Source organism: Limnohabitans sp. INBF003 (assembly GCF_055396645.1).
Genome location: NZ_AP029222.1, coordinates 518,065 through 542,690, shown reverse-complemented (window position 1 = coordinate 542,690; position 24,626 = coordinate 518,065). Strand labels below are relative to the sequence as shown.

The 24,626-nt window shown below is 52.8% G+C and carries 20 protein-coding genes; 1 reads left to right on the top strand and 19 read right to left on the bottom strand.

Translation table 11 applies throughout. The features are described from left to right. Positions 1–61 precede the first annotated feature (61 nt). Positions 62–1,201: a glycosyltransferase gene (locus ACZ5VE_RS02615; RefSeq protein ID WP_464456531.1), complete on the top strand. Its 1,140-nt coding sequence runs from the start codon at positions 62–64 to the stop codon at positions 1,199–1,201. Here the strand turns inward: ACZ5VE_RS02615 and ACZ5VE_RS02610 are convergent. From ACZ5VE_RS02610 to ACZ5VE_RS02520, 19 genes are all read right to left on the bottom strand, one after another. Continuing rightward, positions 1,198–2,412 (bottom strand): glycosyltransferase family 4 protein, encoded by a 1,215-nt coding sequence (locus tag ACZ5VE_RS02610; RefSeq protein ID WP_464456530.1) that lies wholly within the window; start codon positions 2,410–2,412, stop codon positions 1,198–1,200. The genes ACZ5VE_RS02615 and ACZ5VE_RS02610 overlap by 4 nt on opposite strands. Further along, positions 2,337–3,194, bottom strand: coding sequence for an NAD-dependent epimerase/dehydratase family protein (locus ACZ5VE_RS02605; RefSeq protein WP_464456529.1), 858 nt, complete (start codon positions 3,192–3,194; stop codon positions 2,337–2,339). Before ACZ5VE_RS02605 ends, ACZ5VE_RS02610 begins: the two co-directional genes overlap by 76 nt. Then, entirely contained in the window at positions 3,191–3,535 is a 345-nt protein-coding gene (locus ACZ5VE_RS02600; protein WP_464456528.1) for a HepT-like ribonuclease domain-containing protein, read from the bottom strand. The genes ACZ5VE_RS02605 and ACZ5VE_RS02600 overlap by 4 nt, the downstream gene beginning before the upstream one ends. After that, entirely contained in the window at positions 3,532–3,819 is a 288-nt protein-coding gene (locus ACZ5VE_RS02595; RefSeq protein ID WP_464456527.1) for a nucleotidyltransferase family protein, read from the bottom strand. The genes ACZ5VE_RS02600 and ACZ5VE_RS02595 overlap by 4 nt, the downstream gene beginning before the upstream one ends. Before the next feature lie 31 nt (positions 3,820–3,850). Beyond that, positions 3,851–4,885 (bottom strand): GDP-mannose 4,6-dehydratase, encoded by a 1,035-nt coding sequence (gene gmd / locus ACZ5VE_RS02590; protein WP_464456526.1) that lies wholly within the window; start codon positions 4,883–4,885, stop codon positions 3,851–3,853. Positions 4,886–5,044: 159 nt separating this feature from the next. Further along, a complete protein-coding gene (locus ACZ5VE_RS02585) occupies positions 5,045–6,784 on the bottom strand; it encodes a hypothetical protein (protein ID WP_464456525.1) in 1,740 nt (579 codons plus the stop codon). Between the two features lie 19 nt (positions 6,785–6,803). After that, positions 6,804–7,829: a class II aldolase/adducin family protein gene (locus ACZ5VE_RS02580; RefSeq protein WP_464456524.1), complete on the bottom strand. Its 1,026-nt coding sequence runs from the start codon at positions 7,827–7,829 to the stop codon at positions 6,804–6,806. Beyond that, positions 7,826–8,578: an HAD family hydrolase gene (locus ACZ5VE_RS02575; protein ID WP_464456523.1), complete on the bottom strand. Its 753-nt coding sequence runs from the start codon at positions 8,576–8,578 to the stop codon at positions 7,826–7,828. The genes ACZ5VE_RS02580 and ACZ5VE_RS02575 overlap by 4 nt, the downstream gene beginning before the upstream one ends. Further along, positions 8,575–10,623 (bottom strand): uridine kinase, encoded by a 2,049-nt coding sequence (locus ACZ5VE_RS02570; RefSeq protein WP_464456522.1) that lies wholly within the window; start codon positions 10,621–10,623, stop codon positions 8,575–8,577. The genes ACZ5VE_RS02575 and ACZ5VE_RS02570 overlap by 4 nt, the downstream gene beginning before the upstream one ends. Continuing rightward, on the bottom strand, positions 10,620–11,222 hold the full coding sequence (locus ACZ5VE_RS02565; RefSeq protein WP_464456521.1) for a phosphatidylinositol-specific phospholipase C/glycerophosphodiester phosphodiesterase family protein: 603 nt from the start codon (positions 11,220–11,222) through the stop codon (positions 10,620–10,622). The genes ACZ5VE_RS02570 and ACZ5VE_RS02565 overlap by 4 nt, the downstream gene beginning before the upstream one ends. Before the next feature lie 10 nt (positions 11,223–11,232). Continuing rightward, entirely contained in the window at positions 11,233–13,263 is a 2,031-nt protein-coding gene (locus tag ACZ5VE_RS02560; RefSeq protein WP_464456520.1) for a hypothetical protein, read from the bottom strand. Further along, positions 13,260–13,955 carry a glycosyltransferase family 2 protein gene (locus ACZ5VE_RS02555; RefSeq protein WP_464456519.1) on the bottom strand — a complete coding sequence of 232 codons (696 nt, stop codon included), beginning with the start codon at positions 13,953–13,955 and terminating at the stop codon, positions 13,260–13,262. Before ACZ5VE_RS02555 ends, ACZ5VE_RS02560 begins: the two co-directional genes overlap by 4 nt. Continuing rightward, complete coding sequence (locus ACZ5VE_RS02550; RefSeq protein WP_464456518.1) at positions 13,952–14,341, bottom strand: GtrA family protein; 390 nt, start codon at positions 14,339–14,341, stop codon at positions 13,952–13,954. The genes ACZ5VE_RS02555 and ACZ5VE_RS02550 overlap by 4 nt, the downstream gene beginning before the upstream one ends. Before the next feature lies 1 nt (position 14,342). After that, positions 14,343–16,022, bottom strand: a complete 1,680-nt coding sequence (locus ACZ5VE_RS02545; protein ID WP_464456517.1) for an NTP transferase domain-containing protein — start codon at positions 16,020–16,022, stop codon at positions 14,343–14,345. A gap of 48 nt (positions 16,023–16,070) precedes the next feature. Continuing rightward, positions 16,071–19,829, bottom strand: a complete 3,759-nt coding sequence (locus ACZ5VE_RS02540) for a glycosyltransferase (protein ID WP_464456516.1) — start codon at positions 19,827–19,829, stop codon at positions 16,071–16,073. Continuing rightward, the gene (locus ACZ5VE_RS02535; RefSeq protein WP_464456515.1) at positions 19,829–21,151 is read right to left on the bottom strand and encodes a class I SAM-dependent methyltransferase; all 1,323 of its coding nucleotides are present in this window, start codon (positions 21,149–21,151) and stop codon (positions 19,829–19,831) included. Before ACZ5VE_RS02535 ends, ACZ5VE_RS02540 begins: the two co-directional genes overlap by 1 nt. Next, positions 21,148–22,368 carry an ABC transporter ATP-binding protein gene (locus tag ACZ5VE_RS02530; RefSeq protein ID WP_464456514.1) on the bottom strand — a complete coding sequence of 407 codons (1,221 nt, stop codon included), beginning with the start codon at positions 22,366–22,368 and terminating at the stop codon, positions 21,148–21,150. Before ACZ5VE_RS02530 ends, ACZ5VE_RS02535 begins: the two co-directional genes overlap by 4 nt. Beyond that, positions 22,368–23,159, bottom strand: a complete 792-nt coding sequence (locus ACZ5VE_RS02525) for an ABC transporter permease (protein ID WP_464456513.1) — start codon at positions 23,157–23,159, stop codon at positions 22,368–22,370. Before ACZ5VE_RS02525 ends, ACZ5VE_RS02530 begins: the two co-directional genes overlap by 1 nt. Beyond that, positions 23,160–24,626 carry a mannose-1-phosphate guanylyltransferase/mannose-6-phosphate isomerase gene (locus ACZ5VE_RS02520; protein WP_464456512.1) on the bottom strand — a complete coding sequence of 489 codons (1,467 nt, stop codon included), beginning with the start codon at positions 24,624–24,626 and terminating at the stop codon, positions 23,160–23,162.

Genomic DNA, 24,626 nt, shown 5'->3' with positions numbered 1-24,626 from the left:
GGTCAAAACCAATCAGCGACAATACTCAAGACCATAACAACTCAAGAGATCAAGCTTTTTCATGCGCGTACTGCATTTCGGCAAATACTGGGCACAAGACGGTGGTATTGAAACACACGTCAAGACCCTGTGCCGTGGGCTCGCAGGCCTGGGGGTGGATGTAGTCAACCTGGTTTCGTCGACGGGCCCCACCGCCTCTGATTTTGTGACCGAAGGCTACCGGGTGGTCGAAGCCCCTACCCTGGGCATCTACTTCAGCACATCCATCAGCCCGGCCATGGTGGGCTCGGCACGCCGTCTGCACCAAGAAAAGCCGTTTGACTTGGTGCATCTGCACTTTCCTGACCCCATGAGCCACCTGGCAGCCATGTTTCTGCCCCGGTCCATTCCCCGGGTCATCAGCTGGCACAGCGACATCGTCAAGCAAAAACAGCTGCTCAAGCTTTACCGCCCCTGGCAATACAGACAAATCATGCAGTCCGCGGCCATCATTGTGCCCACGGCCGCCCACTTTTCCAGCAGCACGCAAATTCCGCCCAGCTACCCTTTAGCCAAACGGCAAATCATCCCTTATGGGCTGGACTACACCCAACACACCAATGCCCACGCAGTGGCAGACATGGCCCAAGCCATACGCCACCGCGCAAATGGCCGGTTTGTGGTTTTTGCGTTAGGCAGGCATGTCGGCTACAAGGGGTTTGATGTCCTGCTCGAAGCCTTGCAGCACACCGATGCCTATCTGGTCTTGGGGGGGGATGGCCCACTGAGGGGCATGCTGCAAGCGCAGGCCCAGCAACTGGGCCTTGCAGACCGCGTGTGGTTCAGCGGCCGGCTGTCTGCGGCAGACATGGCGGCCTGCTATCAGGCGTGCGATGTGTTTTGCCTGCCATCGGTCACGCCCAACGAGGCCTTTGGCCTGGTGCAACTGGAAGCCATGGCCTGTGGCAAACCTGTCATTTGCACCCAGCTGAACAACGGCGTCAACGCCGTCAACCCGCACGGCATCACTGGCCTCACCGTGCCTGTGCAAGACCCGATTGCTTTGGGTCAAGCCATCGAAACATTGCGCCTCGATTCGGCACTTCGCCACCGTTTGGGCCAGCAAGCCCAACAACATGCCCTGACCACCTACGCCATGCAGACCATGTGCCAAAGGCACACAAGTCTGTATGAAGGGCTGGCACCCAACGCGGCAGATTAAGCCGTTTTGTTGAGTGCAGCCTTGTACACCTGCGTGGTCTCTTCAGCGCATTGTCGCCATGTAAATTGTTGACTGCGCAACCTGGCAGCACAGCCCAAACGCACCGACAAAGCATCATCTTCCAGCAGCTCGCGCATATGTTCAGCCAAGCTGTGCACATCATGGGGGTCGATCAAAATGCCAGCATCCCCCACCACCTCGGGCAATGAAGACACATTGGACGCAATGACTGGCACACCACACGCCATGGCTTCCAGTGGCGGCAAGCCGAACCCCTCGTAGACCGATGGATAAATCAAGGCTTGTGCACCCGCCATCACCACGGCCAAATCTTCACGGCTGATGTAGCCCAACTGACGCACCTCACCCGCCGCAATCAGAGGCTGCAATTGCTGCTCCAGCTTGCCAGTGTTCCAGCCCTTCATGCCCACCAAAACCAGTGGACAGGCCTGCCGCTCGCGCTGCGGCAACTGCATGAACGCCCGCAAAACCAATTGCAGGTTTTTGCGCGGCTCCAGCGTACCCACCGCTAGCCAGTATTGGCCATGCACAAGCCCCTGAGCCTGCAGCACCGCTTGGGTCTGTGCCTGCTGCAAGGGCGCAAACAACGGCTCCACACCTAAATACACAGGGTGCACGGTACTTGGGTTCACGCCAAACACGTCGACCAACTCCTGCTTCACAAAAGCAGAATCCGTGATGATGCGCGAAGCACGCCGCAGCCCTGGCTCAAAGTATTTGTCCATGGCCCGAACCCGCTCAACAGGGTGCATCTCGGGGTACCGAATCCACGACAAATCGTGAACCGTTAGTACCGTAGGTCCATCAAAAGGCAATAACGTATTGTTTGGCGCGTGGTAAAGATCAAATTGAGCCTTACTTATCTCTGCGGCAAAACGATTCCGTTGAAGCCACTGCCGCAGCTGATAGGCATAAGGCAAATTACCGCGAACCCACCCCAAAGCACCACCAACTTGTTCTGGCACATTCGTTAAAATTTTCTTCGACCAATACGCACCATAAAAGTATCTGGTCTCAATGCAGCTTATTTCATTAAGTGCGAACGCCAATTGCCTAACGTATTGGCCAATTCCGGTCAACGGTGATAGCAAAGGCACTGCATCGAATGCAAGTTTCATACGCCAGCACTCACTGTCAACATCCACCTCAATGTTTCTTCCAGCGTGGGTACTGGCAGCGGCCCCGTGCATGCCAGCAGCTTGGTAGGGCTACCGCACAAACGGTGCACCTCGTTGGCTCGCACAAAAGCCGGATTCACCCTCACATCCATCGTGTGGCCCGTGATGGCACTTAACAAACCAATCACATGCTGCAAGGTGTAAGGCTGGCCAGAGCACACGTTGTACACCTCACCCGGCACGCCATGCGCCAGCAAAGCCAAGTAGGCATCACACACCATGCGCACGTCGTTGAACTCACGTTCCACATGCAAATTGCCCAGCTCAATGGCTGGCGCACGCTGGGCAAAATGGCTGATGAGTTTGGGAATCAAAAAATTGGGCGCCTGACCAGGCCCCGTGTAATTGAATGGCCGGGTGAACACCACCGGCAAGCGATCCAGATAAGTGCGTGCCATGTGCTCCATGGCCAGCTTGCTCATGGCGTAGTGGTTAACCGGTGCGGCGGGCTGGTCTTCGGTGATGGGCGACGCATCGCAATTGCCATACACATTCGCGCTGCTGGCCAGCAATACCTTGCTCGGCTTGACTGGCAAGGCCGCCAAACCCGCCAACAAATTCATGGTGCCCACCACATTGACGCCATAAAACGCCGTGTCATCGGCGTGGCCCACAAAACTGATAGCTGCCAAGTGCACCACGGCATCAGGGGCGGTTTGCAACACCTCTGCGGCCACAGCCGCCTTGTCCGTCAAATCGGCCTGCAAAGCCACCACCTGGTGCCCAGCGGCCTCGGCGGCAGACCTAAAAAAAAGGCCGGTAAAACCGGCCGCACCTGTGAGAAGAATTTTCAATTGAAACCTTTTATCTTGGATAAAGCCAGTTCTAAGGAAAGCAACTCCTGACTGACCACACTCCAGATCACATCCAGATCCAATCCCAGGTAATCATGCACCATGATGTTGCGGAAACCCGAAATAGACCTCCAAGGCACATCCGCTGCAATCATTTTGGTTGATTCGCTCAAGCGCTGGCTCGATTCAGCCATGACTTGCAAATTCCGAATCACGGCATCCTGAACCAGCCGGGACTGCCGAAATACAGATTCGCCATCAGCTGTGTAGGTCTTCACACGTTCAATGCATTCAAGCATGTGAGCGATGTAAACCTGATCCGCTTCACTACCACTCTTCATAAAAGAGAGATTGCCTCAGCCATCACACGCTCACGCAGCAATGGATGGATTGAACTGATGGTCAAGACATCCACATGGCGACCCAATAAATCCTGAGCATCCATTTGCAAAGCACCGAGTTGAAAACCAGTCAAATGTGCGGAATTATCGATCAGGAGATCCACGTCACTTTGCGATGTGGCATCGCCTCTGGCCATGGAACCAAACAGCAGCAGCTCGCTCAATCCATACTGTTGAGCGAGGGCTTGCAAACCGTGTCTGTGGCTAACTATCAGTGCGTCCATCTTTATAGATTAAAGCAACACACTCGTATTGTCAAAACGAGAACCCCGCCTGATTGCGGCGCAGATCAGCTTCCACCATCATCTGGCACAGCTGCTCTAGGGTTGTCTTGGGCTCCCAGCCCAGCTTGGCCTTGGCCTTGGCTGGGTCTCCAATCAGCAGCTCAACCTCGGCAGGGCGGTAAAACTTGGGGTTGATGCGCATCACCGTTTTGCCGGTGGAAGTGTCAATGGCGGTTTCTTTCTCTTCGGTACCTTTAAATTCCACCGTGATGCCTGCACCCTTGAACGCCATGCGCACAAAGTCGCGCACAGTCTCTGTGCGGTTGGTGGCCAGCACAAAGGTATCGGGCTCGTCGGCTTGCAGCATGCGCCACATGCCTTCTACGTATTCTTTGGCAAAGCCCCAGTCGCGCTTGGCGTCCAGATTACCCAGCTCCAGGCAGTCCAGCTGGCCCAGCTTGATCTTGGCCACGCTGTCGGTGATCTTGCGGGTCACAAACTCGCGTCCGCGCAGCGGGCTTTCGTGGTTAAACAAAATGCCGCTGGAGCCAAAGATGTTGTAGCTCTCGCGGTAGTTCACTGTCATCCAGTGCGCATACAGCTTGGCCACGCCATAGGGGCTGCGGGGGTAGAAAGGTGTGCTTTCAATCTGGGGTATCGCTTGCACTTTGCCAAACATCTCGGACGTGCTGGCTTGGTAAAAGCGGATCTTGGGGTTGACCAAGCGAATGGCTTCGAGCAGATTGAGGCAGCCAATGCCAGTGATCTGCGCGGTGGTGCTGGGTTGGTCAAAAGACACGCCCACAAAGCTTTGCGCGGCCAGGTTGTAGATTTCGCCGGGCTGGACTTTTTGCACCAAGGCGATGCTGGAGCCCAAGTCGGTCAGGTCGTATTCAACCAAATGCAGATTGGGGTGGTTTTGGATGCCCAGCTCTTCGATGCGCCAGAAGTTGACGGAGCTGGTGCGGCGGTAGGTGCCATAAACGGTGTAACCCTTGTCGAGCAGTAGTTGCGCAAGGTAGGCGCCGTCTTGGCCTGTGATGCCGGTGATGATTGCTTTTTTCATATAAGAACTTTCATTTTTAAAAAGGCGGATTCAAGGACGAACTGCAACACGGAGTAACGATAGATTGAACACCTCTGCGGGTGTTCTAAATGCCAATCGTTTACTGGGGCGGTTGTCCATATGCTTTTGAATTTGTTTTTTAGCTCATAGCAATCCATCTTATTTTTTTATATTGAGCTTAACATTACCGGAATAATTCGGATTTGCCAAATAAAACCATCCACAGCCCTCCTGAACAGGGCTCAGCATTAATGAAATATCATCCCCAGGATTAACAGGTATATTCGATACTACCGCTACTTGTTTCGACTGCCCGGGCAATAAACCACCAGGAATAGCTGACCGTACTCCATCCTGAATTACCTTTCCTTTAGCGTCAATCCAGTGATAACTCATGAAAACACTACCGAAATTTCGAGTTGACCAGAAAGGATACTCACCAGTATTTTTTAACTCCAGATCTACAACAACTTGATCGCCTCGCCCAAAAAAATGAGAAATAGCTGAGCTAGGAGTAATGCTTACTGCGTTAACTTTTATATCTGCATTGTATTTTCCAAAACACTCAACACGTGACTTATCGGATATTTCTCGCATCTTCGTATGTTCCTCATGATTATAAGTATAAGGCAATATTCTAGTTTTCATATTATATATCGTAGTAGAAATCAAGGAAATGAAAAGCAATACGTAGATGAGTTTTTTTATTGGGCTAGTTACTGTTGTAGCGGTAAGCAATAAGGGGATTAAGAAAAAGAAAATGGCTAGCGCCTTAAAGTAACCGGTGTAATGCATAATCACAGTCGGACCAAAGCAGAGATAAAGAAAGATAAAACTAATAGCTGCTACTGCAACCCCTCCCATTACAGGCGACGTCTTTTGAAAATACTCTTTAAGCACTCGCACTGAAATCCAAAAGGATATAACGAGCACCAACAAGAACAAGACTAAAGACCAGGCTTCCACGTAGGCATAAACTCCCGCCCCTATCAATTTATGGTTACCTTGAAGCCCTGAAAGCAAATACTCTGTCCACGCAACTAAGGGAAGCCCAAGAATACCATGCGCTTGAGAAGCTGGCGATATTCCGAAATGACTTGTAATGTAAATATTCCAAAAAAACGCTATCAAACCCGGCAACAGCAACAGATAGTATTTTTTCCGCACGAAAAAAAGTTGAACAAGCACTTTAGTTCCAGAGCCCCCAGAGGCTCTAGCACAGCAAAATGAATTAGAAACGTATAATACAAAAATAAAGGAAGGGAATAATACGTAGACTTCGCGTGATAACCCGGAGAGTGCAAATGGAATTATTGATAGTTTTAGGCGCCCTGAAAATAAAGCTCCTAACGCTAAAATTAGAAATGCGTCGGCAGCGGCATCGGGGAGGGCATTAAACAAAGTTATCTGGGTGCCAATACTAAATGACCATAATAATATAAGCACGGGATTCGCACCGAATCGCATGAGCAAAAGTGCTCCTACAAAGGTGGCCGACAGAATCAGGCAAAAATAACTGATAAAAAAAGTAGCCGGCGATACCCAGTCATTTCCAAGCATACTGGAAATAGTTGCGACATACAATGACAACCCGACACGTTGATAGCGATAAGAAGGCGCATCAATATGAATAGACGTATCTTTCAGTGCAAATATGTCATTGGATATATAGTAATAAAATTGACCATCCCATCCAGTGTTTCCAGCACCATAATATAGTGGTTTGATACCATGCTCTTTCAGTGCCGCAGGAACACCAAACATATCACCCGATAAAATATGGTTATTAATATTCCCATTTAGAGTTCGCGCCTCATAAATACCAAACGATATAAGTGTATAAATTGCAAAAATAAGACCAATCAGGAAACCAGCTCGATACTTTTTAAAAAATGCCATAAATACTCCGATTTATTTTTTATTTTGATAGGCCCATACGATACTGCTCAGCATCCCAATTTAACAGTTCACCGACTTGCTGGGGTAGAAGGGTATTAATATTGATACCTTGATGTTGGCGAACCAAAACATCGTAATAGCATCGCAATTGCAGCAGCTTAGCAATACTGAATTCAGGCCTGATGTAGACGCCGACATCCTGAATAAAAATTAGCTCGGGCAGGTTTTTGCTGCTATGCAAAGAATTCTGGAATGCTTCAGCATTGGCGTAGGTATGCGCATCGCCCCCCAAAAAAACCACATGATCTGGATACAGCGCCCACTGCGATGTTAATCGGGCAAACAACGCCGCGTCGGTCGCTAGGCGGTGCAGCGCCGGGTCGGGCACCGGTTCATACCAGTCGCCGCTATTGATGGCAAGCGCGGCAGGTAAGCTGGGCAAAACGCCTTCTACCGGCACGGTGCGCAAGGCGTCGGTCAGGGCGATCAAGGTCGCACCAATTTCGTCAATGTTGTTGCCGCCGATCACCACGCCGTGGCTTTGCAGAAACACGACGTTAGCATCGACCTTGTCGCACAGCGCCAAGCTGACAGCGACAGCCAAGTCCGCACCGGGTTTTTTGTACGGAACCGCAGCCCACTCAACGGATTTGTCCAGTAACGCAGCAAAATCGGCCTGCCAACTGGCACGTACCAGATGCGCAAGCACTTCAACCGCATGCAGATGCAACACCACCCGCTGTGGCATTAGCGCATGCAGCAGGGTTTCAATGGAAGGTCGTAACATGGAATCACCGCACACAGTTGGTGTAACGGTAAAGTCGTCGCGAGCGATTGCGCTGCGCAACATGGCTAGGTCGACCGGGACGAAAATGTCTTTTTCTGCCGCCTGCGCCAGCCAAGTGCCGGATGCCTTGACCCAGAGAATGCCGGCATCCTTCCACGAGATGTTGCCGCCAGCGCCTTGGACCAACAAAGGATCGCTGCCAATGGCCGCACAATAACTTACTACGGAAGCTCTTAATGCCTCATCGCTGTTGATCATGCTCCGCTCCCTAAACGGGCGATCAACCGCCTCAAATCACCGAAATCAGAAAATGATGCATCTGGCGCGTTCTCGCCGATACCCAATGGGGTACCTTGATGTACTTTTTGCAGCGTAACTGCATTGATTTTTTCGCGCGCGCCGCGAATGTCGTTGACCGGGTTATCCCCGATCATCCAGATGCAACTTCCTTTCGGCTGCATCTTCTCCAGCGCAATCTGAAACGGGGCTTCGTGTGGCTTGTCATAGCCCGCTTCTTCGCTCGTCACAATGTAATCAAAATATCGGTCTAGGCCAAAGTACACCACTTTGCGAAACTGGATCTGGGCAGTTAGATCCGTCACTATGGCAGTCGGCACGCCAAGCAGGCGCAGGTCATCCAGTAATTCCTTGACCTCGTCAAACAAAACCGCGTTACTTAAAAATGTTCGCCAGTAGGTTTGCTCAAAGTCTAGCGCCAGGAGCACCTGCGATCCGAGCCCCATGATTTCCAGCATGCGCTGCAAATATAACAACCTACTGTGCGACGAGGCCGTATGTTTCAGCCTCGTTTTGATTTGCTCGCGGGCTTCCTTAAAGGCCTTGTCGAATTCTTCAGCCTCGATAGAAAACGTGCTCACAACTTTGTTTCTGACCGCGCTCTGGGCAGCTGCGTGGGCCGGATCGTACGGATACAGCGTATTGTCTGTGTCGAACAAAATTGCGTCTGGCAGGCGATCAAAACTCTGAGGAGAATAGATTTTTATCATATGAATCGTTTTGTGAGTGCTTGATTAATATGGGACAAAGTAATCAATTGCATCAAACCCATAACACCATCTTTCCATTCGGGACGAATATCAAGGAATTCGAACATGCGCGGGCAAATCATTTTCACCGCCATTTCGATGTCTTTTGCGGAGGTTTCACCCTCAATTGCCAGCTCGACTTCGGTGCCGTCATGACTAACAACAATGTCAACGTGCAGCCCGCAAATGCCGACCAGCACGCGAGTCAGCGACAGTTCATTAAGACCGTGGCGAGAGCGCGCCACCAATTTGAAGCGCAACGGATGCTTGCCGTTGAGGTCTTCCAGCATTCGCGAGTGGATCGGCATCAAGGACAACACCAAGTCGGCATGATGTGCTTGCGGCCGAATAAAGCGTGCTGAATCCGGTTCACGACGCTCAAATGAACCCAGCACCTTTTCCATCGTGTGGCCGCGCTTGTTCACGTCGCGTTCGATCTTGAAGTGGCGCCGTAGTTTTTCGTCGATATCTAAGTAAACACTCAAGTTGTAGCACTCGCGCAGGATAGGCATGTACAGTGCGTGTAATCCGCTTGCAATAATGAAATCGTTGCTGCGGGTGCTAAAGGGCCGGCTCATGCGCCCGGTTTGATGGTTGTAGTGCCGGGCATGGATCGCTTTACCATCTGTCAGCGCAATTAGGTCATTAGCGAAGCCTTCTAGGTCATTTGCCATCGGGTTCAGATGTGTCATTACTTGCCACATTGGCTTTTGCCGATCCCATAAATGATAATCATCGCCTGACAGCGTGGTCACCGAGTGACCACCAAACAGGCCCTTAATGGCGTCGGAAAAGGTATCCTTGCCGGCGCCCGAATCGCCGGCCACTCCGATCACGAACGGCTTGCGGCTGAGGCGGAAATAGTCATTGCGGCTCACGTTGGTGCGCCAGATGCGCACGGCCAGGACAATGCCAGTCGCCACCATTGTGGTGTGAACCAGCAAGGCTACCAGGCCAGCCAGTGGCTCGGCTATCAAAAAGCCTCCCGAAGCCCACTGCCCGAGCATGGTCAGGTCATGCGGAGCCAGTAACAGGTTGCTGAGCACATAAAGCACGGAGAAAATCGCCGTCAGCGCGATGCCTACTCGGTCGCTGGTGGCTTGGTAGGTGACGAGCAGCGGAATGGCCCAGATAAACCAACCAGGCGAAGCCGGCGTCATCAGCACCACCAGCAGGAAGGCCATGCCCAGCATGGCATTGAACAACTCGAAATTGAGGCGCCGGATGCGCCAGGTTGCGTACAGCATCAACAGATAGACCAACGGCACCAGATAAATCACCGTCTTGCCGTCAAGGTTAAATGCAAGCCGATAGACCTTGCCCATCTCCGGATTACTGAACAGCATATTCATACCGGACGGTGAAAACAGAAATGGAAGCACCGCAACGAAGGCGCCGATCATCAAACCCTTTAGGAATTGCGGTAAATATTGTCGTAGCGACCGGTTGTGCAACAGGTAAATCAGAAAGAAAGGCAAGGCCAGTATCATGCTCAGCTTGGCCGAAATCGCCGCCACGCAAATGGCACCGGACCAGCTGAGCCTTGATTGCCGCGCCAGATACAGCGACAACGTCAGCAGCAAGACGGGAATCAGATCATTAAAGCCGAGCAGATAGCTGGCCAAAATCACAATCGGTGATAGCCAGTAGGTAGCCAACAGCAAGTGATCGCGCACTTGTATCATGTGGCGCAGCAAGAGGAGCAGCGCGAAATCGGCCGTCGCCAGCGTTGCGCCATATCCGAACAGCAGCGGCAGACCGAGCAGCTTGCACAGCAAGGTAAGGGGGAGGAAGATCAGCCACATCACGTAGCCGTAAGGGAACGCGGCCTGTGTGCCGCCCTGCGCCAACCATAGCGCCCACGGATCGAGGTTGATCTGCGCGGTACTGGCGTCGAGAAACGGCACGTACCACTCGGTCACCGGAGTCGGCAAGGCAAGTGCCACCAGCACGACACGCAGCACCAAGCCCGTCCAAAAAAGAGGATTCAAGAGGAGTTTCTTCATAAATATGCAACCAACTCCCATAAGTCGGGCCGCTTGGTACAAACCGCATCGGCCACAATGCCGCGCTCAGCTAGCAACCTTGCCAGTTGTGGTATTTCGACATCGGCATTGCGGCCTTGCAGTTCAGGCGAGACCATGCACAACTTAAAGCCGGCATCCTTCAGTCGCCGGCCATCAAGCGCGCTCAAAGGAAAATGCGTAAAACAGTCAACCCAAACCCAATCGACTTTGCCGGCCAGCGTCAGCGCTGAGTCGACTGATTCGAATTCAGAAACACGCACAGCGCAACGGCGCTCGCCGGCTCTTGCCCATTTCACGAGAAATGGGAAAGACTGGTCCAGAAAAAAATAGTCGTCGATGCCATGTACTTCCATTAGGGAAATCAAACGACTTTCAAGCCCCTCTTCTTTGACATTTAATATAAGGGTGCCGTGCTTATACTCAGCAATCCATTCCTCGAAAGATTCGCCAGTTACGCAAGGATCATGGTGAATTATGAGCCGCTCGCCAAAGCTGCGGATATCAACTTCAACGCCATACTTCCTAGGCGTATTTATTAGCTCGGATGCAGTGTTGCGACGATGAGAAATTAGCCTCATGAGATTGATCCTAAATTTTTACGAATTGAATTGAACCGCATTTACCCAGCAGGCTATCAGGCCTATTGCTGGCAGCGCGGAGGAAATCATGAACTGACCAGCTTTTTTCACCCAGTATCAATATCCTCTTTTCACCCGACGCCACATTTGGTAAGCCCGTGGCTATAGAGACATAACTGTCATGGTAATCTTTTAGCGTCCATTTACTTTCTTGCGACTGCAACGAAAGTGTACCGATTGATACCATGTCGAACACAATGTCGGGCTGATATTGGCTCAATGTTTTGGCTATGCAGCCTTTTTGACGCGCCAATTCCTGCAGCTCCTTAAGATGCAGATTTCTGTACAAAAATTCACGCTGCGTAAATTCAAACGGCCAAAGGCAAAAAAACAATACCACAGCAAGGGCCGCAGCAGCACCTGAACGCAACTTGCTAAATGGCACCAGCGCCGCCAAGATCACGGGAAACCAGTACCATGGATGAGGCGGCTGTGTCAGCATGAATAAATACTGCCCCCCCCCACCCAAGAGCAAGAACAACCCGAGTCTACGATCAATGACCATGGCGACGATGAGCGACGCTGCAATGAGGACCAGTCCGCCCGACCAATAAGTCAATGATCCGTAATTCGTTCCCTCCCAGGATTCAGGATGCAAAAACAACAGCAAATCGGATTGCACATGCCAGTCGGGATGGGGCTTAAAAGTCCTCGATAGGTTAAGCAACTGCTCAATACCTGCCTCTAGGCTATTTAGAATCCAAAGATTGCCGAGCAGGATAACCAACAAGCACAGCATTACGTATAAGGCGAGCCGAGGTATCGAGCGGTTCGGAGCTCTCCACAGATCCCAAAATACAAACGCCAATAGCACTAGATAGACGGGAATTACAGTTAACTTTATAGCGACAGCCAAGCTGGCTAACAATAACGTGGGAGTTGGCCTATGCAAAACGAACCAACAAAGGACTCCTGCGGCGAATATAGCTGCACTGATCAACTCTGGAGATGCTAATTTACCCGACCACCAAGCGATGGGTAGTGTTATTAGCGTCACCGTACAAAGCATGGCGGCGGTTGCCGTCCTTGCATACCGAACCAAAAGCACCCCAAATACAGCCAAGGATAACAGCGCCAGAAAGCGCATCATTACCATAGGGGCTACCAATGAGGGGGTGGCATATTCCCAAAACCTTCCTTTGACAAAGCCGGGGTTCTCCGAAATAAACGCCAAAGTTTCCGGTGCGCGGAGAAAATCGAGCAAGCCGTTTAACGCCAAGGTCATTGCGGTATAAATTGACCACCAAATACCCCCATAGCCAAATGCATTATGGTGGAAGACCAGTTGTACGACCCAATCATGATCAATAAATGCGCGCTGTCCCGAAGCTATTGCCTCCACAAGAAACCAAGCTTCATCAGGCACATAAGTTGGCATGGAAGCCAGCGTGCATGCAGCAAAAAGCCATATTATTAAAAGCACCCCCGCAACGACTTTACCCCTTTCCTCAGTAAAAGATGGTGCGAAATTAAGACAAAACTTGGTAGCAAATGCTGATGTCCGCCAGAAAGGCACGACAAGTAGTGCGAAACCTATCGCAAAAAACAAAACAAGTAGAGTTTTTTTCTTGTCACTTCGCTGCTTCAACTCATGCTGGCCCAACTCGGGGGGTTGAATTAAATGCAATCCAACTGTAGTGCCTGAAACAACCAATGGAAAACGTGAGGTAACTCTTCCGTCCTCACCCAGCAGGTTCAGTGCATGATCTTTTACTTCCCATCGGCGCTCGTTTGGATTGTCGTACCCTCTGATTTCACCAAAAGAAGAAAGAACCAATTTTTTAGCAAGAACCGTACCATCATTTCTAGAAAACAACCATTCTGATCCGGCAATATGATGTTCCCATTTCTGATCAGACCATCCATCCTTTGGGTTTGCAGGATATAGCCAAACAGCGGCGAGAATAAACAACAATCCTAATAAGATAAACCACTTCTTGTATAAGATTGCGGATAATGGTGGCTCACTACCCGATCTCATGCTTTTAGTCCTCGCCGAAGTCGCAAGCTAAATTCAACAGTTCTACGTATAAATTTACGTTTTGCAGCCCAATTAATGTTCCAATGGGACACTCCATGTGCGCGCTCACCAAACATTACTGGAAAACGCTGAATAGGAAGTCCTTGGTACCGTGCCAAATAATATGCATAAAGGTCGAGCGAAAAATCGTTCGGTGGGTCGGACCAAGTCTCAAAAAAGCAGCGCGTGAACATAGTTGGTTGGGCATTGATGTCCCATAGTGACTTTCCCAGCAGAATAGTTTCAAAAATACTCATCCCGACTGTGAAGGCAACATCAGAAAAAGGTCGCCCATGGCGCCGCCCTTTGACAAATAATTGTGGACCATACTGATCGAACAATGCCAGTCCTCGTAGCACATCTTGTGGGTCTGTCTGCAGGTCGGCGTGGGTCCAGCCCAAGATCTCACCCTTGGCCGCGCGAAGTCCGGCCAAAATGCCAAAACCATACCCCTGATTGACATCGACTCGTACGCTACGGCAGCCGGGATACTGAGGCAGAAGTTTCTGCAACACCTGCGGACTCGAGTCGCTCGAGCCGTTGTCGACCAGTATCACTTCGGCATCAGTGCCGGCCACGACTTTGCACCGCTCTAAAAGCAAGGGAAGATTGGCCGCTTCGTTGTAGCAGGGGATCACAAGGGAAAATTTCATAGCGTTTCCGAAACAGCACGGGACTTGAACACATAGAATTTCATGCCCAGGAAGTTGAGACAGGTCGACACTCCCGTTGCCAGCAGGAATGCTGCCTGCAGTGCGATTCCGATGCCGACCAGCAGCGTCAACGCGGCCGAGTTAACGGAGACGTTCACCATCAACGTAGCGGCATATAGCAAGGTAAAGCGCCAAGCACTACCTGGCGAATGCACCTTTTGCCTGAATGTCCAGGCTCGGTTGGCGAAATAGGCGAACACTGTGCCAATCAGAAAGCCGGCAGCCTTTGCCGAACTCGTCCCAAGCAGGCCAATCCAGATCAGGCTGCGGTATGAAAGGAAATCGAGAAGGACGGTCAGAGAGCCAACGATTAGGAAAATGGCCAACTCACGCCTTATCATTCGTGCTCCCCGGTAATTTCGGCAATATCACTTGATAGCGTTCTTCGAGTTCAGGCAGCGCTGCTAAAGGTATGCGGCCGTCAAGCGCCAAACGATATGGATGGCCGGCCCACTTGTGGAAACAGGACTGCCAGTATTCAAATGTGCGCAAGTCATTGGGCGTGCCCCAAGATAGCAAATGGTCGACCTCGAACAAATGACAGCGCAAGCCCAGCTCAATGGCGTCGTTAATACAAGAGTCAATATAAAACTCGCCGTTGATGCGGCCATCGCGGGCCATCAAGTGAGCTACCACGCGGCGGAAATCATCACCGCGAAGGAAAGTAAAAATTCCGAGCACGATCGGGTCGGTTTCGGGTGCCGCGAGTGGCGTCTTGACCGAGATTGCGCTGATCACACCATTGTCGGCTTTTATCCAGCCGAACATGGTGGGATGGCGCACGGAATTGGCCAGCCCGCGCGCGCCCCAGACGATCACATCAACGTCCGGATTGGCGGCCAGCAGTTGGAAGGCGCTGGCATCGTACAGCACGCCGTTGTCGCAGGCACCGAAGGTAACGGGCCCGACCGCTCCATCAGCCACACGCTCCAATGCATCAAGTCCGATCAGCGCGGTACAGGCTTGGCCTTCCGTGACGCCAGGCACTGATTCAATGACAGCGCCGGGATACAGGTCAGCTAGTTCAGTGGAAATTTCTTGGAAGCCGGGCATATCGCTTCGCAACACAAACACGTGCTGCAGCGCTGCTGGCAAATCATGCGTAGCTTGGGCAACCATCGGTTTGCCAGACACTGGGATCAGCGGTTTGGTCACGCTGTAACCCTCATTGATGAAGCGCTGGCCCAACCCAGCCATCGGGATTACCAGTGCGCCTTGAGCTGCTTGTGCGGCAGGTTCAGCGGCAGCCAGACGTCGGAAAGCGGCCGACCAACCGTTGTATTCAGCCACGTCTTCTGGAGTTCCCCACTGCATGAAATGCTGCAGTGGGTACACGGCTACTGATCGGCCCGCTGCCAGTAGGGGTTTGTATGCCAGACTGACATAATATTCCCCGCCGACATTGATATTCTGGTCCATGGTCATGCGGCAGGCTTCACTCATGACGCTGCCGGATGCAAAATAATACGTCCCGCTGGATGCAAATTCCTGCATCCTATTGTTGGTATAAGGTTGCTTTTCCTGAATATCCTCGACCCAGCCGCCGGTTTCGCATATGTATGCATAGTTGGTACTGCCGAGTGTATGGGGATGAAAGCCTTTATAGGCCGGTATGGCACCAATACACGCACTCTGGGCGACAAAGCCCTTGAAGTGTTGCCAGTCCCAATAACAGGTGAAATCGCAATAGTTCACCACCACCGGACGCGACGGGTCGATCAGGTGTTCAACCTGCAGCACCGCATGGATCGGGCCTAGTTTGTGCGGGGCAATTCCGACAATGCGGCCCGTTGGACAGTACTGCTTAAGGATTGCCTCCATGCGGTAGTCTGGATTTGTAAGGTGATCCTGATTGCAGACGAAAATGAAGTCCTGCTCATCGGGGAACATGTCTATGACATGCGCAATGATTGGTTTGCCATCAATTTCTATTAACGGTTTAGGTACGGTATAGCCGGCGCGACGAAATCGCTCACCAAATCCTGACATAGGAATAATAATTTGCATAAAATATTCTTTCTTTTATTGATCGTACGAAGTACCAAGCTCGAATTTTTACCTATCGAAGAGTACATTTTTCAGTTGCTGCGCACTTTCTTTCCACGTTAGCCAAGGCATACCCACAGAATCTGGCGCTTTCTTTGCTTCATCCAATGCCAGCCAATTCATTACCGCATCTGCCAACGCCTGAGGCTCACGGGCCCTGAAGTAATATGCACATTCACCCGCCACCTCTCTAAGAACGGGAATGTCGCGTGCAATGATCGGCAACTTGTGTTGCGCAGCTTCAATAAGCGGCAGTCCGAAACCTTCGCCTTCAGAAGCCGCGATCAGGCAGGTCGACGCAGCATAGACTTTGTCGAGATACTCGTCGCTAATGCCTTCAAGCCAAAAAAGGTGTTTGCCGAGTTCGGGATGATTACGCAACCGGTTTACGATTTCTGGGATGGTGCGCCGGCTATCTTGCGATAGGCCTTTCCACCCCTCATTACCGACGATGACCAGGTTGACATCGGCGCCTTCACTCCAGAGTTGACTGAAAGCTTCGAGAATTTGCAGGTACCCCTTGCGTGGCTCGATGGTGCCAACCATCAGAAAACTTGGGCGGGCTTGAAGCTGACGCAACTTCCATTTGGCGTCGTCGGGTAGGCCACGGCTGGGGGCAGAACTCGCCATGTCTGCGCCGAGGTGAAACCAGCCAATCTGGAAAGGCCGTCGGTCTTTCCAATCAATGCCGATCTCTGCTTGCCATGCAGCAAGATCATCGGCGACGGCTTTGGAGATGCAGATGGCACCATCAAACTTTGTAACCGTTTGCAGCCATCGCGCATAAATCCTGTCAGCGCCGGGCGGAAATACATCTGGCATACGCACCGGTAGCAGATCGAAAACCAAGAAGTGCACCGCAACCCCACGGTTACGGTAATCCGTAAACAAGCCTGCCCCCTCCGCCTGAACCAGCATGTCGCCTGATAAATCCAGCCCCAGCAACACGTCACCGTTTTCGGGTTCAACACTCTCGTCGTCAAGCACCTCTGGCGGGCAACCCAACAAACCGAGGGTGTAACGGCGTGCGTGGCGGTAGCACCATTCCCCGCCGGTATCGCTGAGATACACGGGCTCGATACGGTAGCCATCAGGCGGGGCCTCCAACAGCGCCAGCAGTAAGGCGCGCGTAACGCGCTCAATGCCCGTCTTGAGGTCGTTGCGGCAGGTGGCTGTTACATCCAAAAACAGGCACTTTGCCGGGCGCGGCAAGGGCAGCGTCGCGGAAATATTTTGGGCGAGCTGAATCAATTCGCCATCGCCGGAACCACGCTGTTTTTGCGCCGCGATGGCATCTACCAAAGCCGGTGTTCCGGTTAAGGCGCGGCAATGAAAATGCTCGATCGCATCGGCATAGCGTTTGGCGCATTCGGCTGGCGCGTGATGGCTGCGGATGCTGTCGCGTGCTCGTTCGCCCAGGGCGCGCCGGCGTTCAGGCTCGCGCCATAAGATCTCTAGAGCTTCGACGATGGCCGCATCGTTGAATTCGTCGGGGAGCATCCAGACAGCTTCGGGGTCCAGTTCCGCCATCGAGCCATTGGCATTAACGATGAGTGGCAGCGAGTAGTTCATGCAGTCCAAAACTGCAGCGGACGTTTCGCCTCTCGAATGGGTGCGAAGCTGCACCGCTACGTCGGCGGCCACCAGATACTGCCGGAACATTTCCAGCGATGCGAAGCCGGTGATGCGGATGCGATTGCCACAGCCGCTCGATCGGATGGTTTGCAACAGGCTTGAGCCATAGTCGCCGCCGTGGTTTTCGCCGACGAAAACCAAATTGCATTGTTTATCGCCTGCCAGGGCACTGCTGAGCCAACTGCCAAGCAAGCGATGATTGAGTTTCGTTGAGTCCAGAAAACCAAAGCTACAAACGACGAAATCGTCTCCGTCGATGTCGAGCTGTTTTCGGGCGGCAGCCTTATCAAGGGCCTCCGCTGGTGATCGAAGAAGTGGAATCACCACGGACGCGGCCGCGAAACCACTGCCATAGCATTGCTGCGCCAGTTTTCGCGAATACTCAGAATGAACAATTAAGCCCTGGGCGTGCTGCAGGACGTGTAAATTGGCCGGGAATTGGCGCTTTGCTACTTCGGCGTCACGATAGCGCTCACGCACGGCGCCATAGCCGTGGGCGGCATAAAGCGCTTCGGCCCAGGTGTGATCCGTACCGGCGACCATCTCTAACCAGGCCATGAGCCCGCTCAAATAGAAATCGTGCAGCACCACCGTACCTGGGATTTCACGCAGCAAGGGCAGCATGTGTTGGTGGAAAGGCGAATTGCCAATCTGATAGACCACCCGGTCAATCTCATCGGCGTGGGTGCGTAACCAGGTCACGTCGTGCACTCGGCTAGGATGTTCATTGGCCCAACTCGTATCTACCCGATCCTGAACCACAACAAGTTCAATGGCGTAATGCTCCCCCAGTGCCGGTAGCAGTTCGGCGCAGTAATCGGCAATGCCGGTGCGTTCCGGTGGCAAGGGGGAAACGAAGGCGAGTCTCGGCTTGCGCCCGATTGGTTGGCTGGCTGGATTTTGTTGGGGTTTCGATTTCTGCAGCGACTCCCATGCCGCAATTGCCCGTTTGGCCGATTCGTCCCAGGAAAACCGCTTCGCCTGTTGCAATCCGTGCTGGCGTAGCGTGGCGCGAAATGTGTCGTCTTCCAGGGCCTGGGCCATCTTGGTGGCCATCGCAGAGACATCAAGCGGGTCGAACAGCCCGGCATCAAGGCCGATAACCTCTGGCAGGCTCGATGTGTTGGCTGCGATCACTGGCGCACCGCAGGCCATGGCTTCAAGCACTGGCAGACCGAAGCCTTCATGCCAAGAAGGGAAAACAAAAAGTTTGCAGAGGTTATAGAGCTGGATGAGTTCTTTGTCGGTCACGTAACCTATGAAGCACAACTCATCCGGCGTGAGACCACTGGATTTGGCGACATATTGCAAGCGAGCGAGATCGCCTTGGGATATCTTGCCTGCAATCAGCAACTGGTACCCAGCACGCAGCGAGGCCGGTAAGGCAGCATAGGCCTGGATCAGGCGCGGCAAGTTTTTGCGTTCGTCAGCACCGCCGGTGTACATGATAAATGGACGGTCAAGTCCAAATTTACGGCGTAGTTCGGTTGTGATGTCGTCGTTGATTTGGAGTGGCTGAAAATGCTCCTCGATAGCTGTCGAGACATTGACTATGTGGCTCTCCTGAGTTCCAAGATGCTCTAGCCCTTCGTGACGCGAGTACTCTGAGATTGACAACAAGACCGATGCTTGCTTAAGGTGATCGACTTTGCGCCAGTAATACTTAGAGTAACTAGGGTTGGGTTTGAGATAGTGGTCAGGATTCAACAGAGGAATGAGGTCGTACAGCGTGACGCTAACCGGCGTGCTTTGGTCGAATCGCCCAATGCTGGTCACAGCATCATCACAATAGCCTTCAAAGAGGCTGCTCACATGAGTGACATCCGGCTGAAGGCTGGCTAGAAATGCTTCGCGAATGAGTTCCGCCACCTCGCGCCGGGCGTTGTTTTCGGTGTAACCTTCTGCTATCGGACCGGGCGCATACCAGACTCGAATATTCTCTTGTGGCAACAAGCCATCGAAGGCGGTGCGGATGAATTCGATGGTGTCGGGAAACAAACCGCTTAACGCCAGGATGACTTCATGTTCACCCCTGTTACGAACAATGCCCTGGGCGAAAGATAAGGCATAGCGGCCTATGCCACGAAAACGGCTTTCAGTTTGCGCCCCTTGCATGTCAATCACGATGCGCATCAGCCATTCTCCTTTTGCCGACGGTCAATCGCGTCTTTCAGATCAGCGTAAATCTGACGGGCGCGGGGTGTCAGGTTTGCTAAATCGGTCGAAACGGTAGGCACTGTTGTTTGTGCAAAAGATCTGTTCCTCGTCGCTACTTTTAAGCGAGCCTTCAAGGATGGGAATTGGGCTAATACGGCCAGCGCAGCATGTCTGAGTTTGGGACGGCGAGTGACGTAAAGGCTTGCGTGCGCAAGCAGCAGTTTGGTTTTCGATTTTATCGCTGGCTTTAGATCTTTTAGCCCTTGCGAAAAAGCAATAACCGCGCGACTGGCCATTCGAAATGGTGCGGTTAGGCGCCATGACGGGCTATTGTCTACTGCTGTTAATGCAGACGCTGCGTTAACAGCACGTTCGCTGGCCTGCTGGGCTTGCGCTTCTGCCAAGGCGGCACGTTCGCTGGCTTGCTGGGCTTGCGCTTCTGCCAAGGCGGCACGTTCGCTGGCTTGCTGGGCTTGCGCTTCTGCCAAGGCGGCACGTTCGCTGGCTTGCTGGGCTTGCGCTTCTGCTAAGAGGGCACGTTCGCTGGTATGCATCACCTGTTGATCAAATTTCTCTACCAGTGCATCCAGCGTTAAGCCGTACTCTTTCGCGAAAGCATCGCTGTTGCAATCGAGTAATGGTGTATCCGCAGCTTTCTGTGACACTACGGCATAGTCTGGGCTGACACCGCCCAAGACATCGCGCAAAGAGGTTCGGGATTTTCCAGCCAACGACTTATCTTCTTGAAGACGAATGACCTTGACCCTAGCAAACCCATAGTACTCAGGCAAAAAAGAAAGCAACAGAGGGGGAATTGGTCTTTGGTGACTTGGGTCAAGATAGAAATTGACTGTTCCGACCGTTATGTTTTCAGGGTTGGGAGTTTCAAGTATCAATAGCCCTGCGGGTTTCAAAACTCGTAGCGCCTCCTGAACCAACAACTGTAGATCAGAAAACTGAATATGCTCAGCTATGTGAAAACCCGAAACGATGATTTGGCTTTCATCAGGCAATGCTTTAAGCGCTGATATAGCATCTTCCGTGCCCACACTCAAGCAGTGTTCACGACACGCTGCGAGCATGCCATCATCCAGATCTACTCCGTGTCCATCGAAGCCCGATTCTTTGAGTAGTTCAAGCCACTCGCCCCGCCCACAACCCAAGTCAATGCCTTTTGCCTCTTTATAAAAAGAAAGCAAAGGTTCGATGAATGGCAGATACACGCGCTGGCGTGATTTGATCAACTCACGGGAGCCGCGATGCCGCTCTTCAAATGCCCTGTAGAAATCGTCACTCATTGGGTTATGGTCAAAATTGGGGGCAGCCAGGTTACACCCACAAAGGTGGCTTTATCCAGGCTAACAACATTAAAGACAAGTGCCAGATCGCGCCATTCATAGTTGTTGGCAATATGGGTGTCCGCAGTATGTAGCGCCACCGCCACTGAGTAGGTACCGCATCCCAGATTGGCGTTGAAGTTGAAGCCAAAAGTTACGGAGGCTTCTCGCGGTACGTGGGTCAGCTCTTGTTTGAGATGGTGGGTGTTCGTACCAAAGACCGGCTGACCCAGCCGGTCTTTGATCATGTACCCAAGCACAAGTTCAGGGAGATCAGCCTTGGTTCTTACCTTGATTTGGAGCTGAATGGCTTGCCCGACATTTACCACTTCAATCCGGTCGCCCTTTTCGTTGAGCAGAACTATGTCTTCGACTGTGGCCTCTCCGCCGCCGGAAATAGTTTGTACTTTTCCATCTTCGCGAGCTTCTTGCTTGACTGCTTGGTTTTCGCGGTCGGCCAACATTGCGTTGTAATAGTCCATGATGGCCTCAGGCTCGCCCTCCATGGCCAAGAGGCCGGCGTTGAGCAAAATGGCGCGATCGCAGATGCTCTGGATGGCACCTTTGTCATGACTCACGATGAGCAGCGTGGTGCCTTGCTTGCGGAATTCGCGGATGCGGTCGAAGCTCTTATGCTGAAAATACGCGTCACCCACAGATAGCGCTTCGTCCACGATCAGGATGTCTGGCCGAATGGCGGTGGCCACGCTGAAGGCCAAGCGCATTTGCATGCCGCTGCTGTAAACGCGCGCGGGCTGGTCGATGTAGTCGCCAATCTCGGCAAAGGCTTCTATCTCGGGCATCAAATGGGCAATGTCTTCGCTGCTGATGCCCAGCAGCTGGCCTGCCATGAAAGCGTTTTGCCGCCCGGTAAAGTCTGGGTGAAAACCCATGCCCAACTCCAACATGGCAGCCACGCGGCCTGTCATGTGCACGTGGCCTGTGGTGGGCTGTGTGGTGCCGGTGATGAGCTTGAGCAATGTGCTTTTACCTGCACCGTTGATGCCGATGATACCCACGGCCTCACCCGCGTTGACGGTGAAGTTGATGCCCTGCAGCACCCACTTGAGCTGGTGGCGCTTGGCTTGGCCAGGGGTGATCCACTCCAGCAGGCGTGACCAACGGGTGGGGTATTGCTTATAGGCTTTGCCTAAGTTTGAAACAACAATCATGCCCATCAGAGTTCGTCCACCATTTCGCCAGCATTCTTTTTAAACAGATGCAGGCCCAGTAGACACAATGCTGCAGCAAGTAAGGCTGTAGGCCACAGGCTGGCCCATTGCGGCCATTGCTGGTTGACCAAAATGCCTTGGTAGGCGGCCATGACAGGAGCCATGGGGTTGATGGCCATATAGGGCTTGATAGATTCGGGCAAGATGGCTGCCGGATAGACGATGGGCGTGAGCCAAAACCAGAACTGCAAAAAGATGCCAAAGAATTGGCCCACATCTCTGAAGAAAACATTCAGCACACCAAGCACCATGCCCAAGCCCATGGCAAAGGCGATTTGCAAAACCAAAATGGGCACTATGGCCAATATTACCCACCCAGGGAAATTGCCACTGACCACCAAAAAGCCTAAAAACAAGCCAAACACAATGGCAAAGTTGAGCCCCGCATTGGCCACTACGATGATGGGCAGGGTGATGCGGGGGAAGCTGATTTTTTTGAGCAAATTGGCGTTGTCCAAAAACATGTTTTGGCTGCGACCCACCATTTCTGCGAACAGCCCCCACGTCAACGAGCCCGCGCACAGGTAGATGCTGTAAGCAAAGGTGCTGTCCACCCCTGGCAGCTTAGCCCGCATGACTTGGGCAAAGATGACGGTGTAGACCACGATCATGGCAAGGGGGTTGATGATGTTCCACGCAGCGCCCAGCAAGGAGTTGCGGTATTTGCTTTGAAACTCGCGCTGGACGCTGCCGCGGATGAAACCGCGATAGGACCAGAGTGCTTTAACCATGTTCATTTATGCGCGTCCATAGTTGTCTTGCAAGCGCACGATGTCGTCTTCACCCAAGTAGTCGCCCACCTGCACCTCAATCAGCACCAGTTCTTCTTCGCCTGTATTGGTCAAGCGGTGTGTTTCTTTGAGGGGGATGTAACGGTATTCACCTGGCCCAGTGGGGTATTGCGCATCGCCAATTTGCACGATGCCATGGCCACGCACCACCGTCCAATGCTCTGCGCGATGGTGGTGGTATTGCAGGCTCAGGCTCTCGCCCGGGCGCACTGTGATGCGTTTGACTTTGTAGCCGCCCTCTTCCTTCAGGGTGGTGTATGTGCCCCATGGGCGGTTGACTGAAGAGGGCAGCACCGTGCTTTGGTATTGCGCACTGTCGATGTGGCGTTGCTTGAGGGCATCGACCACTTTCTTGACGTCTTGGGCCTTGGCTTTGTCGGCGATCAGCAGGGCATCGGGGGTGTGCACGATGACGGTGTTGTGGATGCCGATGGTGGCCACGACTTGTTTGTGCCCTTGGGTATCGATGTGGATGTGGGTATTGCTGGTGTCCACATCGATCCAGTCAATGTGGTCATCACAAGCCATGGTATTGCCGTTGCCGTCTGCGGTGTGGGCTGCAGCCACAGCGGGCCAGGCGCCCACGTCGCTCCAGCCAAACTTGGCGGGCACCAGGGTGACATTGGTAGCGCGTTCCATGACTGCATAGTCGATGCTGATGTCGGGCTGCAGGCCAAAGGCGTGGGATTCAAAGCGGGTGATGCCTGCTGTTGTGCCCTGCCCGGCTTGGGCTTGGCTGCTGGCCATGGTGTTTTGTGCGGCGGCCAGCACTTCGGGTGAATGCTGGGCCAAAGCGTCCAACATGGTGCCTGCGCTAAAGCAGAACATGCCGCTGTTCCAGTAGTAGCGGCCTGTTGCCAAATACTCTTGGGCTGTGGCCAGGTTGGGTTTTTCGACAAATTGGATGACGGTCTGCGCATCGCCACCCACTTTGGCCACTTCGATGTAGCCAAAACCGGTTTCGGGGCCGGTGGGCTGGATGCCAAAGACGACCAGCTGGCCTTGCTGGGCATGGCGGGCCGCTTGCAAGGCGTTTGCCACAAAGGCCGAGGTGTCAGGGATCAAGTGGTCTGCCGCCAGCACCAGCATGACGGCATCACGCCCATGCTGCTGGGCCACGGCCAATACAGCCAGGGCAATGGCAGGGGCGGTGTTGCGGCCTTTGGGCTCCAGCAGGTAGCTCACGCGGGGTGGCTGGGCCATTTCGGCCACCAGGTTTTGCGTGAGGAACAGGTGGTCTTGGTTGGTGACGATGAGCAGATCGTCAGTGCCGCAGGCTTGGCCACGGGTTATGGCTTGCTCCAACAAGGCGCTGCCACCCAGCTTCATGAAAGGTTTGGGATAGGCCTGACGTGATGCAGGCCAGAGGCGGGTGCCTGCACCGCCAGAGAGGACGACTGAGATCAGCTTCAT